Origin of the sequence: Peribacillus simplex, assembly GCF_030123325.1 — a bacterium.
Taxonomy (GTDB): domain Bacteria; phylum Bacillota; class Bacilli; order Bacillales; family DSM-1321; genus Peribacillus; species Peribacillus simplex_D.
The window spans coordinates 3,508,559-3,525,292 of record NZ_CP126106.1 but is presented as its reverse complement, the minus strand read 5'-3'; the positions used below and the strand labels follow the sequence as shown (position 1 = coordinate 3,525,292).

General features: G+C 36.5%; 16 protein-coding genes and 2 pseudogenes. 12 read left to right on the top strand and 6 right to left on the bottom strand.

Annotated elements, in window-relative coordinates:
• Positions 1-151 precede the first annotated feature (151 nt).
• Positions 152-892, top strand: a complete 741-nt coding sequence (locus QNH43_RS16595; protein WP_283918385.1) for a YybI family spore inner coat protein — start codon at positions 152-154, stop codon at positions 890-892.
• Positions 893-1,078: 186 nt separating this feature from the next.
• Here QNH43_RS16595 and QNH43_RS16590 read toward each other — a convergent pair whose 3' ends face one another.
• Together QNH43_RS16590 and QNH43_RS16585 are read right to left on the bottom strand one after the other, a co-directional pair.
• Complete coding sequence (locus QNH43_RS16590) at positions 1,079-1,699, bottom strand: NAD(P)-dependent oxidoreductase (protein ID WP_283914973.1); 621 nt, start codon at positions 1,697-1,699, stop codon at positions 1,079-1,081.
• 246 nt (positions 1,700-1,945) lie between these two features.
• On the bottom strand, positions 1,946-2,122 hold the full coding sequence (locus QNH43_RS16585) for a hypothetical protein (protein WP_283914972.1): 177 nt from the start codon (positions 2,120-2,122) through the stop codon (positions 1,946-1,948).
• Between the two features lie 258 nt (positions 2,123-2,380).
• On the opposite strand from QNH43_RS16585, the gene QNH43_RS16580 reads away from it, so the two are divergent.
• Positions 2,381-2,713, top strand: a complete 333-nt coding sequence (locus QNH43_RS16580; RefSeq protein WP_283914971.1) for an MBL fold metallo-hydrolase — start codon at positions 2,381-2,383, stop codon at positions 2,711-2,713.
• Positions 2,714-2,761: 48 nt separating this feature from the next.
• Positions 2,762-3,370, top strand: a pseudogene (locus tag QNH43_RS16575) (MBL fold metallo-hydrolase); the annotation flags it as partial.
• 381 nt (positions 3,371-3,751) lie between these two features.
• Here the strand turns inward: QNH43_RS16575 and QNH43_RS16570 are convergent.
• On the bottom strand, positions 3,752-4,570 hold the full coding sequence (locus tag QNH43_RS16570; protein WP_283914970.1) for a histidinol-phosphatase: 819 nt from the start codon (positions 4,568-4,570) through the stop codon (positions 3,752-3,754).
• Between the two features lie 254 nt (positions 4,571-4,824).
• On the opposite strand from QNH43_RS16570, the pseudogene tnpC reads away from it, so the two are divergent.
• Positions 4,825-5,634 (top strand): annotated as a pseudogene (gene tnpC, locus QNH43_RS16565) (IS66 family transposase); the annotation flags it as partial.
• 62 nt (positions 5,635-5,696) lie between these two features.
• Here tnpC and QNH43_RS16560 read toward each other — a convergent pair.
• A complete protein-coding gene (locus QNH43_RS16560; protein WP_096340597.1) occupies positions 5,697-6,236 on the bottom strand; it encodes an ECF transporter S component in 540 nt (179 codons plus the stop codon).
• A gap of 209 nt (positions 6,237-6,445) precedes the next feature.
• On the opposite strand from QNH43_RS16560, the gene QNH43_RS16555 reads away from it, so the two are divergent.
• Positions 6,446-7,294, top strand: a complete 849-nt coding sequence (locus QNH43_RS16555) for a pyridoxamine kinase (protein WP_053346497.1) — start codon at positions 6,446-6,448, stop codon at positions 7,292-7,294.
• Positions 7,295-7,429: 135 nt separating this feature from the next.
• Here the strand turns inward: QNH43_RS16555 and QNH43_RS16550 are convergent, their stop codons facing one another.
• On the bottom strand, positions 7,430-8,044 hold the full coding sequence (locus tag QNH43_RS16550) for a DUF3267 domain-containing protein (RefSeq protein WP_283914969.1): 615 nt from the start codon (positions 8,042-8,044) through the stop codon (positions 7,430-7,432).
• Between the two features lie 674 nt (positions 8,045-8,718).
• Between QNH43_RS16550 and QNH43_RS16545 the strand changes: the two genes are divergently transcribed.
• The 7 genes from QNH43_RS16545 (at position 8,719) to QNH43_RS27840 (ending at position 15,272) form a co-directional block, all read left to right on the top strand.
• Positions 8,719-9,354, top strand: coding sequence for an FMN-dependent NADH-azoreductase (locus QNH43_RS16545; protein ID WP_283914968.1), 636 nt, complete (start codon positions 8,719-8,721; stop codon positions 9,352-9,354).
• 577 nt (positions 9,355-9,931) lie between these two features.
• On the top strand, positions 9,932-11,161 hold the full coding sequence (locus QNH43_RS16540; RefSeq protein WP_283914967.1) for an NAD(P)/FAD-dependent oxidoreductase: 1,230 nt from the start codon (positions 9,932-9,934) through the stop codon (positions 11,159-11,161).
• A 415-nt stretch (positions 11,162-11,576) separates the two neighbouring features.
• Entirely contained in the window at positions 11,577-12,206 is a 630-nt protein-coding gene (locus tag QNH43_RS16535) for a fumarylacetoacetate hydrolase family protein (protein ID WP_283918384.1), read from the top strand.
• A 248-nt stretch (positions 12,207-12,454) separates the two neighbouring features.
• Entirely contained in the window at positions 12,455-12,883 is a 429-nt protein-coding gene (locus QNH43_RS16530) for a MarR family winged helix-turn-helix transcriptional regulator (RefSeq protein WP_076365940.1), read from the top strand.
• Between the two features lie 406 nt (positions 12,884-13,289).
• Positions 13,290-14,228, top strand: a complete 939-nt coding sequence (locus tag QNH43_RS16525) for a sporulation protein (protein WP_283914966.1) — start codon at positions 13,290-13,292, stop codon at positions 14,226-14,228.
• Between the two features lie 600 nt (positions 14,229-14,828).
• Positions 14,829-15,056: a hypothetical protein gene (locus tag QNH43_RS16520; RefSeq protein ID WP_283914965.1), complete on the top strand. Its 228-nt coding sequence runs from the start codon at positions 14,829-14,831 to the stop codon at positions 15,054-15,056.
• A 135-nt stretch (positions 15,057-15,191) separates the two neighbouring features.
• The gene (locus QNH43_RS27840; protein ID WP_434060203.1) at positions 15,192-15,272 is read left to right on the top strand and encodes a GNAT family protein; all 81 of its coding nucleotides are present in this window, start codon (positions 15,192-15,194) and stop codon (positions 15,270-15,272) included.
• Positions 15,273-15,406: 134 nt separating this feature from the next.
• Here the strand turns inward: QNH43_RS27840 and fabF are convergent, their stop codons facing one another.
• Complete coding sequence (fabF, locus tag QNH43_RS16515) at positions 15,407-16,642, bottom strand: beta-ketoacyl-ACP synthase II (RefSeq protein ID WP_283914964.1); 1,236 nt, start codon at positions 16,640-16,642, stop codon at positions 15,407-15,409.
• Between the last annotated feature and the right edge of the window lie 92 nt (positions 16,643-16,734).

Below are 16,734 nucleotides of genomic sequence, written 5' to 3'. Positions count from 1 at the left end.
CTCAAAAATACAAGAAACGAATGCCCCCTATTATTGGTACTGTTTGGCTGAGACTCAAAGTAGGGCCGGTTTAACAAGTGAAGCGATGCAAACGATTGATAACGCCTTGGCGTTTCCAAATCCTTATCCTTCAAAGCAGGAGCTGCTAGACATGCAATTGGGCCTTCAATCTGCTCTTGCAAGGGAAATGAACTTGTACAGAACAGTCACAGTGACCTCAAAGCAAGGTGATATTGATGGGGACGGGATAAAGGACAATGTTTTTCTTACCGCAAACAAAACCCCTGGTAGCCCCTTTTGGAGGAATGTAACTTTGGTTATCCAAAATGGGAGGACTAATCAATATGAACAAGTTCCCATGAAAAATAACGCAGGATATAATCCGACCCTTTTTCTTGGTGATTTTACAGGTAACAAAGGGGATGACATTTTAGTGGTCATTGATACAGGAGGAAGCGGTGGTTCCATTTATGCGTATGTTTTTTCATATCTTAACGGTCAACTCATGACCATTTTTAATTCAGACGCATTCGATGAAACCTATAAATACGCTGTTAATTATGAAAACCAATACAAAGCAAAGGTGAACAGTGATTATCTAAAAGAAAGGTACATTCTTGACCTTACTTATAAGGATAAGGAATATTTATCTGAAATTTATAACAAGGATGGTGAATTGAAGGCGCCGATAGAAGGATGGGTCAATCCTTTATCTGGTTTATATCCGGTTGATTACAATAGGGATGGCATATATGAGCTCGAAGCATATCAGAGGATCGCGGGGAGGTACAATGCCGACTCACTGGGATTTGTACAGACTGTATTGAATTGGAACGGGCTAGCGTTTGCTCCTGACAGGCAGAATGTGGCTATTTTTGGAGGGGAAATATAGCACATTGGAATGGAATGTTCATGAACAAGGTACGGGCGAAATCTTCGCCCAAAAGAAACCGGTAAATATTCTTGGCAATTGTTCAGCGATTGTGAACATTTACGAAGATAATTGAACCGGCTAAGCGGACGTACTGGTTTCTTCACTTCATCTACGATTCCAAGTGAGTAATGCAAATAGGAATGTTTAGTAGGCAATACCTACTCGTGAATTTAAATAATCACTAGTTTTTATTTGGCTAAATGCAAATTCTGCTGTATCCGGAACGGATATTTCAACCCCATTCTCCGGTAAAAAGTCACCTTCCACACGATATGTACCTACACTTTCTCCATCCGGCAAATATGTAGGACAGACAATAGTCCATTGAAGTGTTGATTGTTTAAGCATTTCGTAAACTTTATGATGTTCTTTCGCTGCGCGGGTAGACCTCTGCTTAGATTCACGTGACTGATAACGCAGAATATTCGGGGTTGTTCTACTTTGCAGGATACCTGCTGTTCCAATGGTAATAATTCGTTGGATACCTTCGTTTTCCATTGCTTCAATAATTAGTGGCATACTTTCTGATAAAGTGGTTGTCCCATCAGTATTCAGTGCACTAAAAACTACATCAATCCCATGCATGGCACGTACGATATCATCTTTATTTAAAACATTACCTTGAATAATGGTTAAATTGGCATTGTTCATTCCAATCTTCCCAGGAGTGCGAACCAAAACTGTAACATGATGTCTGTCTTGGAGACTATAAGTAACTAATTGCCCCCCAACTCGTCCAGTTGCACCCAAAATTAAAATATTCAAGAAACGGACCTCCTTTTGCGAATACAATCATTCCACTAACATTATATCGTCATTTTCAACAAATGGGAGCTTTAGTGCATTAAGACATCATAATTCAACGCTTGCTTGCGGTACCCCAAGAAGAAAAGCGTTCGTGATAAGAAACAAAATGGGCCTCTCAAAGCTTCATGAGCGGCCCATTTGAATTAGAAAGAAAATAAAAAAAACGCTCCTGAAAACAAGACAATCTCGACCACAATTCCTCGTCTAATACCCTTGTCCTTCTTTCGATTTTAGAAAAGAGTCAACGGATTCATCTAATAATTTTTCCCGATTGGGATCTTCATTGACATCTGTATCCACTTCCATTACTTCTTTAGTTAATCGACTAACCTGACTTTTATGTTGCGCTGGATTATGGTTATTATTTTTTTTGTTTGTCATATAAGCTCCTTCTTAACAGATATTTTCTCTTTAGTATGAACAATTGACCCTATATGAAATCCAATAATTTCAGCTTGAGTTGTTTTGATGGAGGGTGAATTAGTATACAGGATTTACTTCGGGTATTATTGACTGAATATTATAAATATTGTAATATTCAATTTGTGGGAGTGAAATCTGAAACTATATTTTATATACAAAACAAGTGGTTTATTCTTCCATGTATTTAGGGGAATAATCTGACAGGGGGTTTTTGTTATGACGAAAAGAATAAGGAATACTTCTTTTGGTTTTTTGTTAGGAGTTTCAAAAATTCTATCATTATCATTATTTCTTCCTTCTTTTGGCCAAACAGCTGAACAGCAAACGGACTTTAAAGTAACTCTTTTAGGAACAGGTTCTCCTCTTTTAAGTACAACCCGCTCCGGTCCATCAATACTTGTAGAAGTTGGTGATGATAAACTCCTCTTTGATGCTGGACGTGGAACTGCTTTACAATTATATAAAATGAATATGCTACCAGGCAGTGTTGACAAGTTATTTCTTACTCATTTGCATTCGGATCATACAATCGGCCTACCAGACGTATAGCTTACAGGTTCTTTACCAACAGGAGGGAAACGAGAGCAAGCATTTAAGGTTTGGGGACCTAAGGGAACCGAGAAAATGATGTTACATATGAATAAAGCATTCAAAGCCGATTTGGATGCAAGAGATGATTCTGGAAATGGAAACATTGAAGGAGCAAGTATCGTCGCAAATGATATCAAGGAGGGGATTGTCTATAAAAAAAAGGGAATTGAAGTAATAGCCTTTAAGGTTGACCATAAATCAATTGAGCCTGCTTTCGGTTATCGGGTTAATTACAAAGGACATTCAGTAGTCTTCTCGGGTGACACCCGCTATAATGAAAATTTAATTAAATTTGCTAAAGGTGCAGACGCAGTCATTCATGAGGTTGCAGCTGCAAGACCTGATAATGATTCAGAATCAATAGCCAATATCCTTGATCTTCACACTACACCTGAGGAAGCAGGTAAAGTCTTTAGCCAAATACAGCCAAAACTTGCAGTGTACTCACATATTGTATTATTGGGAGGATTAACTGAAGAAAAAGCTGATTTGCTCGAAAGAACAAAAAAAGCATATGAAGGAACAGTTATAGTAGGTGAGGATTTGCTGTCCATTGAAATAGGGGACAAGGTACAAGTTCAGCAGCCAGTAAACGAGGCGACCCCGGGGAATTAAAACAGACCAGCTTCAGCTATTTAATGAAAGAGAGAACTCTTCCTAAAACAAAAGGACAGATTAATTGAAGAAGCCGACCTTTTATTGGTCGGCTTTTTTTATTTTGGCTGTTTTCGCATACTATTTACCAAGTAAAGCGGTGTGGTTGATTTCCCCTCCAGATGCTCGCTTTCCGCGGGGCGGGCGGTGAGCCTCCTCGGCGTAAACGCCTGTGGGGCTCGCCTGTCCCGCTGCTCCCGCAGGAGTCTCGCACTTGCGCTCCAATCAACCTTAATAGTTTCGTTTTAAAAACAACAATCTTTACGAAAAGTGCCTTATTTTTAGCATAAAACTGCATATCCTTGAACGAATGGAACCAATTCTAATCCTATTGACTGAAGGTTAAAGTGGAGTGAGAATCCTTTGCTTGTTAACAAAGTAAGCCCACTCAGAAAAGCCGATCTCCTTTAGTCTTTTCTTAACTAGTTCAAAATCATCGCCGATACGTTCAGGTGTATGCGAATCCGATCCAAATGTTACCTTCACATTATAGAAAAGAGCTCGTTCTAAAATGTCATCAGCTGGATACCACCCACCACAATCTTTTGTTTTTCCCGAGGTATTAATCTCAATGGCGATATCTTCTTGACCAATGATTTTTAACGTTTTTTCAATACTGTCTGTCTCAATGGAAGAAAAGGCTGGATAAAACCCTTTCATTGCATCAATATGACCTAAGATTTGGAACACTCCGCTTTTTGCAGATTTCTGTATTAATTCATAATATTTGTCCTTTAATCCTGACTGTTCTTTAGAAGTTAAACCATTCCAACGCCCTCTTTTAAAAATGCTAATGTCTTGAACATAATGAACAGATCCGATTATGTAGTCAAAAGGGTGTAAAAGATATTGATCACGGTAGATTTCAATGTGATCAGGGAAGAAATCGCTTTCCATTCCTAATAACACGTGAATTTTACCTTCATATTTTTCTTTTAAACGAAGTACTTCCTCGATATAAGGGACAAGTTCACTTTTTGCCATTGCAATAGTCGGGTAGAGATGGTCGTCCTCACTATAGAAATATGGAGAATGATCAGAAATCCCAATATATTGCAAGCCGTATTCAATGGCTTGTTTTACATAATCCTCAATTGTGCCGATAGCATGTCCACATCGTTCATGGTGAGTGTGCAGATCAAATTTAATTGAATTCGTCATTTTCTTAAGCCTCCTAAATAACCGGATTGTCTTGTTATATCATAACCAAAATTCATACTCTTTCTTACAAATTTAAAGAAGATTTAAACCTTCCTTAATCTGCCGTTTTATGGGCGGTAAGTAAGCGTCAAATATTCCCCACCTACAATTTGTAAATAAGGCATGAGATAATCTCCTTACATCCTATATGTGGAGGTTTTTTTATGACAAAACAACTTATAAAGAAGGAATGGGAAGCCCACATCCAAGATTTTAAAGAAAGTGGATTATCCAAAGCTGCTTGGTGGTTATATCGCACAGGGCGAGATGATATCCCCATTGTTCTCTATGACTATCAACCAACAAGAGCAGGCGAACACCCGAAACGTTTTTTAACGGGTTATCAAGGTTATTTACAAGTGGATGGATATAGTGGTTACAATCAAGTACCGGATGTCACCCTTGTGGGATGTTGGGCGCATGCCAGACGTAAGTTTGATGAAGCCTTAAAGGCTTTACCTGATTCACAGCAGGGAAAAAAGGTGAAGGCGAGCGAAGGGTTGTATTTCTGTAATCAACTCTATTCTATCGAAAGAAAGCTAAAACATGTCGACTCTACAGAACGATATGAGCAGCGACTGGAAAAAAGCAGGCCCATTCTGGACCTTTTTTCAGCATGGATTTATGAACAAAAAGATCTCGTTCTACCAAAAAGCGCGCTAGGAAAAGCCATCACTTATTGTTTGAATCAATGGAATCATCTTGAAGCTTTTTTATTGGACGGACATTTAGAAATCGACAACAACAGAAGTGAACGTTCCATTAAGCCGTTTGTGATTGGGAGAAAAAATTGGATGTTTTCTAATACACCGCGAGGTGCTAGAGGGAGTGCCATCATGTATAGTGTGGTTGAAACAGCAAAAGAGAACGATTTGAGTCCCTATCATTATCTTCGCTATTTGTTTGAAATGCTACCAAATATGGATCTTACGAATAAAAAAGAAATAGATAAAGTCTTGCCGTGGTCATCTAGTTTACCCTCTGCATGCAGAGTACCGATAAAAAGGGAAGCAAACAAAAAATAGTCCCGAAATACACCATCCATGTAGTATTTGGGGGCTACTTGACGTTTACCTTTGTAGCGAATTTACTTAAAATAAGGAACCTTTTTCAAAGCCACACAAACTGGAACGGCAACGATAATTCCTAATATATTTTGAACGAGATCTCCAGGTATCGAAGCTAAAGGTGCAATCCAATTACCGTATAGAATCCCTTCACCAATATAATAAACAGCTATCATAAATGGAATGGAAACGATTGTTGCTATTACATTGAAAGCAATGCTAGTACCGTTGCGACCCTTTGACCAAGCGATTTTACCAACTATATATCCTTGCAAACCACGCGCCACAATGGTGATAGGTGCCCACAATGTCCACCCTCCAACTATATCAAATAACCCCATTCCTATCGCACCAGCAAGAGCTGCTTTTTTAGGACCAAATAAAATAGATGCAATAAAAAGCATAGCTGTTCCTAGATGAACTAACCCTCCATTTGCGGCAATTGGCAGTTTAATATTCAAAAAGAAAGTAGATAGGAACACAAGTGCAATCAACATTGCGGTAATAATTAAATCCATAGTTTTTTGACTTGACCTTGAATAACTTTGTGTATTTTGCATATCTGTAAACCTTCCTAACTAGAATTTTCCTATGATTTTAGCAAAAGACTGGTGTCTATAAAAGTGTCAATTTATTAAAAAACTATGAGGTCAGTTGATAAAAAATACAGATATTATACGTATTGAAAAGAGAGAGGAGATGACTGTTTTTAGCTGATTTATGATAAGATAAATAAAGTTTAAAGTGGATAGGCCATATGGAGGTTATTATGAAAAAAGTTGCTGTACTACAGGATTTATCATCTTTTGGAAAATGTTCATTAACAGCTGCAATTCCGGTTCTTTCGGTCATGGGCGTGCAGGCATGCCCTTTACCAACGGCCATATTGACTGCGCAAACCGGATATCCAAGTTTTTTTTGTGAAGATTTTACATCCAAAATGAAATACTTCATAGAAGAATGGAGCAAGCTTAATGTAACCTTTGATGGAATCTATACCGGCTTCGTTACTGGTGAAGAGCAAATTAATAATATTTTCCATTTTTTAGATAAATTTTATACAAAAGAAACCATTTTACTTGTTGATCCAGTAATGGGGGATATAGGAGAAGTCTATAAACTTTTTACCGATGAATTACTGGTACTTATGAGAGAACTGGTGAAGCGTGCAGATGTCATTACACCAAATGTTACAGAGTGCTGTTTATTAACCGGATTGTCTTATGAAAAGCTGCATAGCTATTCAAACGAAGAGGACTATATTAAAGCGATAGAAGAAGCCGGGAATATGTTGCAGCAAGAAACGGGAGCTCAGGTTATCATCACTGGAATGAATCCACCGTCAGCAGATTCAGAGAAGCAGTTTATCGGAAATATGTATTTGGACGGAAGTAGAACCTTTTATAGTGCGACGCAGTATAACGGTGAAAGCTATTCAGGTACTGGTGATTTATTTGCATCTGTGATTATGGGAAGCATGATGCGTGGAGAGAACCTAGAAAAATCCGTACAGCTCGCAGTGGCATTCCTGACAGAGGCTATCAATGATTCCTCCTTGGAGCAAATTCCTAAAGTAGAAGGAGTTAACTTCGAAAAATATTTACGAATGTTATTATGAATGCTTTAAAAAATGGAAAAAAATAGAGTAACAAAAGCTCGGCTTTTTGACTAACCGAGCTTTTTGTATAAAACAAATAGTACTTATATTTTGCTGAATATTGTAAAATAAGGAAACTTTCTATTTACAGTTTTCTTATTTAAGTGATTTTTTCCAATAAGTGTATGGTCCATTACTTTTCAGAATTGCATTATTCGGTACCTGTTTAATTATAAGTAGGAGATTAAGTATATCAACTGATGATGCCATTGAGTTTAGAATTATCAAAAATTTCAGTGGCGGTGTTAATAGTCCAAATACACCTAATATTAATGGGAAAATTATTGAAATAATCATGAAGGGAGCAATTGTAATGGAGATATACCTTGATTTTAAAATCTCTTCTTCCGTTATCACAAAACCCCCGAAAAGAGTAAGTCCTACATATGTTTTTTCTGATTTAATAAAATTAGGAATGAAAATCAAATGAAGTAATTCGTGAAGTATTAAAAGGAAGACTAGCAAAAAAATAATACCTAGGTTAATTGTTATTGATATTGAACTTGATGTCAGTCCAAAGTCGCTTAAAGAAATATTTGAAAAGATATTTATTATCCCAATAGAGATAATGGCAGCGACAATCATTAAAGGGATAGATAACAAAATAGCACTTATTAAATTCTTAGGTTCTTTCATCGGAACCCATCCATTTTTAATTAGGTCCAAATGTAAACGTTGGTTACTTTTTGGTGATTTGTTTACTATTTTCATTAAAATCCACCACTCATACTTTAATTCAAGAAAATTGCTTACCTACCTTACCCTAATAGTTTAATTAACAGCCTCCACATTCACTTCTACATTTTTTTTAGTTCGCGTTACGTAAATTTTCATCTTATAAATTCAACATACTCACCTAACACTACACTTTGAACTTTCCATCCTGCCTCATCGAATATACCCTCCATTTGCCCACCAGGTGCTTTTCAAATAGTTATAGAAAGCATCATACTTGCTCATATTTCACCTCCGTAATATAGCCTCTTTATCAAGCTACCTCTGATTACTGTATAACTTGATTATACAAATACAAAAATAGAAATGGGTAAACACCTTTTTACATTTCCTTTAAATAAAAATGATATGATAACAATGAATTACCACTATAGGAGGATTCCATGAAAAAAGTTATCAACGTAGTAGCTGCCATTATTGAAAACGAGGAACATGAAATACTTTGTGCTTTACGCTCTCGGCGGTAACGGATTTATCTTAGCAATGGGGAGTATGAAAAAAGTTTGGTAATACCTTTCTAAAACAAATTTCTATTTATCGGATTTAATTTTATACATATCAATTAAAGGTATTCGAGTGATTGTATAAATGTTGAATCTCCAAGACAAACTAGAATGTTCAAATATGTAAAAAGAAAGGAAAGATACAGAATGACAAAAGTATTGTACATCACAGCTCATCCTCATGATGATAAACAATCTTACAGTATGGCCGTTGGAAAAGCATTTATTGACACTTATAAAGAAGTAAATCCTAGCCATGAAATTGTGAATATTGACCTTTATAAAGAAAATATCCCTCAAATTGATGTAGATGTTTTCAGTGGTTGGGGGAAACTTCAATCTGGAAAGGGCTTTGAAGAACTTTCGACCGAAGAGAAAGCAAAAGTTAGTCGACTCTCGGAGCTATGTGAGCAATTTATAGCCGCCGATAAATATATATTTGTAACACCTTTATGGAATTTTTCTTTCCCGCCAGTATTGAAAGCATATATAGATTCCGTAGCTTTTGCAGGAAAATCATTTAAATACACCGAACAAGGCCCAGTTGGTCTTTTAACTGATAAGAAAGCCTTGCATATTCAAGCTCGTGGGGGTGTTTATTCAGAAGGACCAGCAGCTGAACTGGAAATGGGCCACCGATATCTAAATATCATCATGCAATTCTTCGGAGTGCCTTCCTTTGAAGGGATATTCGTTGAAGGACATGCAGCAATGCCTGATAAAGCACAAGAAATTAAAGAAAATGCCATAGCACGATCAAAAGATTTAGCTTCTACTTTTTAAATCAAAGAGCCAACAACTTGAACTGCACCCCAATTGTTAGACAACATCTAACAATTGGAGGTGCAGTTTTTTTGCCAAAATAAATGAATTTATACCTACCAATCAAGGGCATCTCCAACAAAGGATTATGGTTTTTTATTTTGTACGGTTATTCATTATTGTTGGTTTTATATTCTGGCTTTTTAAAATTTTCCCTGATAATGTAATTTCATACTATGTAATCCTAGAATAGCACTACTTATTACACTTTACTTGAAACCGATTTGGAAATATGGACTGTTTTTTCAACTTGGTGCTTTAAAGATGCAAACAATATACCAAATGCTTTTTTTGTATATGCTAGTGGGGTTGAGGAAGTGCCTTTGTAATTACTCTAACCGATGAAATCCTTAATTAACTGAGGGAGTTCTATAAGAAGAAGTAAAAATTGATCCTTAACATAGATGAGATCGACCTTGGAATTCTCTGTACTTTTTTTGTTTTAACTTCCATACTTTTATGATATGTAGTAAATTTTTATCAAACTCTGCCAATGGATAAGCAAGTTAATAATTGTACTTGAAAATGGAGTGATAAGATGAATAAGATGTATGACGTCATCATTACCGGTGCTGGATGTGCCGGTTCTGCACTGGCAATTTATCTTGCTAAGGCAGGTTTCCATGTGTTGTTAGTGGACCGATCGACTTTTCCAAGGGACACATTATCAACCCATACCTTTTTCAATAATACAGTCGCTCTTCTTAGAGAATTGGGTGTCCTGGACAAATTGCTGGAAACAAAAGCACCACCGGTACGGGATATTAAATTTCAATTTGAGGATACCGTGATAGAAGGTCTCATCCCTGTGGTTTACGGAGAGGACAGTTGTTATTGTATTAGAAGAACTTACCTCGATCATATCCTACTTGAACAAGCCAAATCTCAAATGAATGTAACCGTTTTAGAAGGATTTCGTGTGACGGATGTCATCCGTGATGATGAAACAGTATTAGGCGTGAAAGGTTTAGACGGCAACTACGAGAAACAAGAATTTTTAGCTCGCCTGGTAGTCGGGGCAGACGGCCGATCCTCTATTATTCGCAAGCTGGTAAAAAGTGAACTTAAAATAAGTATTCCGGCAGCAGTCGGCATCTATTTTGGGTATTTTTCTGGATTTCGCCACGATGATGTCCCTAAATTTGAAGTATACAAGATAAAAGATAACACAGCCATTCTTTTTCCGACGAATGATGATTTATATGTTGTTGTTGGCATTTTTCCATTAGAAAATAAGGAATGGATAGAACGGTTGAAATTAAATCCGGAAAGCTGTCTACGCAATCTCTTGACCGATAATTTTCCTAATACAACAATTGGAGCACGCTTGAAAAATGCAGAAATCGTAGAACCTGTCAAAGGCATTATGGGATATGATAATTACTGGTATAAAGGAATGGGAAAAGGATGGGCATTGGTTGGGGATGCAGTTTGTTTTAAAGATCCTGGCATGGCGCAGGGGATCCATGATGCTATATGTGGAGCACGTATATTATCCAATATTCTATTAAAATATAAGGGACAATCCGATCAAACAAATCAAATGTCTGAAGAATATCAAAAGGCAATAGAAGATGAGTTTATGGTTCGGTTTCACATGGGATGCCAAATTTCGAAGAATGAACGCATATCTGAACAACAGGAAGCAGTCAACAAGCTAATCAGTTCCCATCCAGAGGCTATAGAGAAGTTTTTAGGTATTTACAATTACGCAAACGAGCCCGCAGTTTTAGAACAAGAACTCGCACGAATTATGCAGTCGATCTAAAGTGGTAAAGGGGTAGCGTTCTATGCGTCTTTTTTCGATGACAAAAAAAAGCGACAAAACTGAAGGGTAATAGAGAATGGGGCGTTGTTATTTGTGTAAATGAAAAATCTGGTTCTGAGAGTTGTTTAAACACTTTATAAAGGAAAAAGAAGAGCAGGCATCACATCCGGTTTATGTTCCACATAACGAAGTGAAAAATTTCTATTTTATTCGAATCCGTTTTAGCATAAGCGAATCCAGTCTAACCTTTCATTATTATAGGTTTAACAGTTGTATAAAAAGTCAGAAAAATATAAAATATACTTAAATCGGAGTATGATAGATTGGCTCCGTATTAATTATCATGACTAAGGAAATTTGCAAATACTTCTTAATATTAATTTTTATTTCTTAAAAGAAAAGAGTGAGCTTTATGATGAAAGACATTAAAAATATCTATTGTGTAGGTCGAAACTATGCCTTGCATGCAAAAGAGTTGAATAATGAAATACCAACTTCCCCTTTTTTATTTTCAAAACCAACTCATTCACTTGTGGAAGCAAATGGTCAGTCGATCACGTTGCCGAGTAATCAGGGTTCCGTTCATTTTGAAACTGAACTTGTCATACATATCGCAAAACAGTTCGAATCAGGAATGAAAGTAGATGAAATAGTAGATAGCATGGCCATTGGGTTGGATTTAACGCTTAGAGATGTTCAATCACAGTTAAAACAAAAACAGCACCCTTGGCTTTTGGCTAAAGGATTCAAAAATTCAGCTGTTGTTAGTGATTTCATTCCGTTTCCAGGTGTCGAAGCATGTGAACAAATGGATTTTTCCCTGTTGAAAAATGGAGAGCGTGTACAAGTCGGAAATATTAAAGACTTACTTTTTGATTTGCAAACGATTATAGAATTTACAGAAGAGCATTTTGGTCTTGGGAAAGGAGATATTATTTTTACAGGTACTCCAAGTGGTGTAGGCCCTCTTTCAGACCAAGACAAGCTTTCACTAAACTGGGGTGGAAATGAAATTGGATCCTGTTCAGTTACACTGAATTCATGAAAAAAGGAGCAGTCATTTTGACTGTTTTTTTTATGGAATAATTCAAACTTAGACAAAAAGAAGAAACTCGTCTAAAATGAAGAGAACAATTTAACAACATGGAGACTGCCAATATGGCCCGTACTTTGTCAAAAAGTTAGATCATTAAATATCAGCTTTGGAAAATTAATTTTTAATGAATTAGAACTATTTAATTGAATGAAGATAATCAATTTTAATTATAAAGGATAGAACAGGGTGGAATGTGCATGAAAAACAACCAAGAAAAGAAGTATTTAGATAATTGGCTATCTCTTACTAATATTCAAATGAGCATTACGAATGAGCTGGAAAGTGCCTTGCAAAAAAATCATAACCTTTCGTTAAAAGAGTTTTACGTTCTTTACTTTTTATCCAAAACAAGTGAAAAACAGTTGAGGCTGCAACAATTACAAGAGATGGTAGGATTAAGTCAGAGTGCTATATCTAGGCTGGTAGTCAGACTGGAAGCAAAAAGCTGCGGCGTATTACAAAGGCAAATATGCGAAGATGACCGACGAGGTATTTACACACGTTTAACTAGATTAGGGGAAGAAAAACTACAAATTTCCTTAAATACTGTTCATGAAATTCTTCACTCTGCTTTTTCAAAAGGAAACCTTCAAGATGAGTTGCAATCCTTAATCAAGAAATTATAATATGGTTTCTTACTTCCTTTAAGTACTAAGTGAAGTCGGTTATTTCTACATATCTTAGATAGGAATATTCCTTTGCCCAGTAAGATTTAAATGAAGTGAAATTATTTAAATCTTAGTGTTGCCTTTCGTTTTTATTATGAACTGAACTGTTGACAAAAAGAGAAGTGTCAATGCAAAAATAAATGTAAGCGCATGCATTTAAGGGGGGACCTACTCCTTTATTATATGAAATCACCTACTGCAGTAAATTCATTTGAAACTATTTTCATTTTTCGACGTATTACTATCAAGAGTAATTAAGAAATTTCATGAAATGCGAATAGATTTCTTGTCATTTCTTATTACGCGACTTTTTATTTACATATTCTTAAGACGGTTTGAGATAATTTCGAAGGGAAGAGGAAGCATGTTCAAAAAGATTTTAGCAAGTTTAGGAAAAGGAGCCGCAACTGTAGATTTACAATGTGGTAATCGTAATTATCAAGCGGGAGAAAGCATTCAAGGGGAGGTTGTCATTCAAGGTGGTGAGGTGGAACAGAAAATTAATCAATTGACTGTCCGGCTTATGATGAATGTGGTATTAAAACAAGGAAGCGTTTCTAAGGAAGTTGCCCATATACCATTAATTAATCGAGATTGTATTCACCCCAATGAACGTAAGGGCATTCCTTTTCATTACGTCCTGCCTACGAATATACCTATTTCTAGGGGAACTGTCTCATACTATCTGGATACACATCTTGATATTGAGGGTGGGGTTGACCGCAAAGATGTAGACCGGCTAGTCATCCAACCTCAGAATTCTATCCAAGCCATTTTTAATGCAATGGCCCAATTAGGTTTTCGCGAGACAGCCGACTCGGGTAAACTCGACCAATATGGACAGGAATTTGCTTTTTTTCCCACTCAACAATTCATGGGACAAGTAAATGAAGTTGAAATGCGATTTGCCAATGAAGAATCAGGTATCCGGGTCTGGATGGAAGTTGACTGTAAAAACGGATACAAGGAAATTGAAGCAAAACGTGAGTTTCATTTAAATCAAAATGTTCTTGAGCATGAAGCCGGACTTGAAAAACTACTAGGAAAATATATATCGGAAGCTATTGATCAGCCTTATGCTTTTACACAGCCTTTCTCTTATTCCGCAAACCAGCATCATGGTCGCGCTTCCCAAATGGGAAACGCTATACCTGGAATGGTTGGTGGATTAGCAGTGGGTGTTTTAGGGACGATGCTATTTACAGAGATGATGGAAGGTTTTGATATTGAGGAAGTGTTTGAAGAAGCACTAGAGGATTTTGATGGGGGATTTGATTCATTTTTTGATGATGGGGAATCCTAATTAAACCATTAGATAGTTCCTGTGTTAACGTAGAAGTGAAAAAGTACCCACTAATCATTGCTTGGGTAAGGATTGGAAGACAAGCGTTACTTACTTTGCTCAGTAAGTAACGCTTTTTTTATTGTTGTTTGGTTTATAAGAAAAAACAAGGAAGAGGACATTTAACAGTGCAACTTGCTTCCTTTTGCATATGCTCCGATTTTCCCCTTAAGACAAGTTTTATCATCAGCCTGAAATCTCCATTCTTCATAGTCATGCGTTACTGGAACAATTCAGGAAAAGAGTTTAGAAAAGAAAAAACATGTGGGTAACCTAATTCATCCTTAATAAATGATTGAGTTTACTATATAAAGTCAATCAAAACATTAGGGGGGGTTATACATAATCTTTTGGGGGAATTATTATTATCTGAATAATGAAGAACCGAAGGAGAGAAAATATGAATGCTCAACTATACCTGCACCTTTTGATTTCTGATTAGTTATAATGCTTTCATCTCCTAAAATGACCCTTCGATTTTTGAATTGGCGTGAAAAAAATGAATAAACAATCATATAAAGCCCATTCTATATACAAGAATGATAAAAAGGAGATTACATCGTGAAGCCATATGAAATCAAAAATATGATTATTGATGACGAGTTTAATGGTGAAGAATCGGTTACAGCTGATTTTACTCACAAAGATAAAGATTATAGCATCACTTTTAAAAAAGAAGATCTTGAAATAATTAATACATGGGTTTTTAAGGATGGTTCATCTCTTCCAACAAATTTATCAGGTACTCTCATTGAATCAATAAGGGAAGATATTAAAAAGAGAATCTAGTCATTTGTACTAGATCTTTTTTATGGTCATGTTCTTAATCGAAGAAAAATTTAGACCTTGTTAATATGATGATAAAAGATTAATGAAGAATTATTGCTTGTGGTTCAATACCAATAAGAGTGACAAGGCATATATATGTTTGTTTCGGAAAACTATCGTGGGCAAGGAATCTTAACTGTTTTGTTAACTAAATTAGTCGATGTAGCTAATAGGTAATTGAAAAATAGGGCTTTATGAACATAAGAAAAGCCCTTAAGAAAAAAGGGCTTTTTCGAAGTGACCCATTAAGGTAACTAACTAAAATTTCTCTTGAGGATCTTGAATTTTAGAAATAAGAAGCGAAAGTTAATTCACTCATATTTTTTTAAAACGATTGCTGCATTATGACCTCCAAAACCAAATGAATTGGATAGACCAGTATTTATTTCCACTTTCCGGGCAATTCCCGGTACATAATCTAAATCACATAATGAGTCAGGCTTTTCCAAGTTGATGGTCGGAGGAATAATTCCTTCCTGTAAACTTTTTGCCAAAGCAATTGCTTCCACGCCTCCAGCTGCTCCTAACATGTGACCAAGCATGGATTTATTAGCTGTTATTGGGATTCGATAAGCTTTTGATTCAAATAGTTTTTTAATTGCCAGTGTCTCAGAACGATCTCCAACTTCTGTACTTGTTGCATGAGCGCTAATAACATCAATCTCTTCAGGAGAAATTTTTGCGTTTTTCAAAGCCATTTTCATTGCAAGATAGGCTCCTTTACCTTCTGGGTGTGTAGCTACCATATGATAGGCATCAGAACTTGCACCATACCCAATGACTTCAGCATAAATTTTTGCGTCTCTACGCAAAGCGTGGGACAAAGATTCCAAGATTAAAATTCCTGCTCCTTCTGACATGACAAATCCATCTCGATTTACATCAAAAGGACGGCTAGCTTTAGTTGGATTATCGTTTCTCGTTGATAATGCTGTAGCATTACCAAAACTAGCTAAAGATAAATCTGTTATAGCTGCCTCTGCACCTCCTGCAAAAACGGCATCAGCTTCTCCAAAGCGAATAAGTCTGAATGCTTCACCAATAGCTGTATTACCGATAGCACAAGCAGAAACAGGTGACATAGTAGGTCCCATTGCATTCCACTTAATACTAATTTGGGCCGCGGCAGCATTTGAAATCATGGCTGGTACCAGGGTTGGACTGACTCTTCTTGGACCTTTTTCTCGAAGAGTATCCACATTATCAATCAATGTCTCAATTCCTCCTATTCCCGAACCAACATATACGCCAAGTCTTTCCAGGTTGATATCATCAATATCTAAACCAGAATCAGTCCAGGCTTGTTCAGCAGCAGCCAAAGCAAATTGAGTAAAACGATCTAGACGTCGCGCTTCATTTTTTCCTAAGATATCATCTGCATTAAAATCACGAATAATTCCTGCAATTTTTGCTTTATGATTGATTACGTCAAATGTATCAATAGAGGAAATGCCAGACTTCCCTTCAGTCAGATTCCTCCAAAATTTTTCTACGTTGTTTCCAATAGGAGAGACTACTCCCATTCCTGTAATAACGACTCTTTCCATTTTTCATCACTCCAAATGAATAGTATACTTGTATTATACTTCGGAGTTATCCTATTACAAGTGAGTGTTTATCCTGGTATAATAACTACCCG

Coding starts and splice junctions, on each gene's coding strand:
- QNH43_RS16595 (WP_283918385.1), top strand. CDS start 152: ATGCAATTGGGCCTTCAATCTGCTCTTGCAAGGGAAATGAACTTGTAC.
- QNH43_RS16585 (WP_283914972.1), bottom strand. CDS start 2,122: ATGACAAACAAAAAAAATAATAACCATAATCCAGCGCAACATAAAAGT.
- QNH43_RS16580 (WP_283914971.1), top strand. CDS start 2,381: ATGACGAAAAGAATAAGGAATACTTCTTTTGGTTTTTTGTTAGGAGTT.
- QNH43_RS16570 (WP_283914970.1), bottom strand. CDS start 4,570: ATGACGAATTCAATTAAATTTGATCTGCACACTCACCATGAACGATGT.
- QNH43_RS16560 (WP_096340597.1), bottom strand. CDS start 6,236: ATGCAAAATACACAAAGTTATTCAAGGTCAAGTCAAAAAACTATGGAT.
- QNH43_RS16555 (WP_053346497.1), top strand. CDS start 6,446: ATGAAAAAAGTTGCTGTACTACAGGATTTATCATCTTTTGGAAAATGT.
- QNH43_RS16550 (WP_283914969.1), bottom strand. CDS start 8,044: ATGAAAATAGTAAACAAATCACCAAAAAGTAACCAACGTTTACATTTG.
- QNH43_RS16545 (WP_283914968.1), top strand. CDS start 8,719: ATGACAAAAGTATTGTACATCACAGCTCATCCTCATGATGATAAACAA.
- QNH43_RS16540 (WP_283914967.1), top strand. CDS start 9,932: ATGAATAAGATGTATGACGTCATCATTACCGGTGCTGGATGTGCCGGT.
- QNH43_RS16535 (WP_283918384.1), top strand. CDS start 11,577: ATGAAAGACATTAAAAATATCTATTGTGTAGGTCGAAACTATGCCTTG.
- QNH43_RS16530 (WP_076365940.1), top strand. CDS start 12,455: ATGAAAAACAACCAAGAAAAGAAGTATTTAGATAATTGGCTATCTCTT.
- QNH43_RS16525 (WP_283914966.1), top strand. CDS start 13,290: ATGTTCAAAAAGATTTTAGCAAGTTTAGGAAAAGGAGCCGCAACTGTA.
- QNH43_RS27840 (WP_434060203.1), top strand. CDS start 15,192: ATGTTTGTTTCGGAAAACTATCGTGGGCAAGGAATCTTAACTGTTTTG.
- fabF (WP_283914964.1), bottom strand. CDS start 16,642: ATGGAAAGAGTCGTTATTACAGGAATGGGAGTAGTCTCTCCTATTGGA.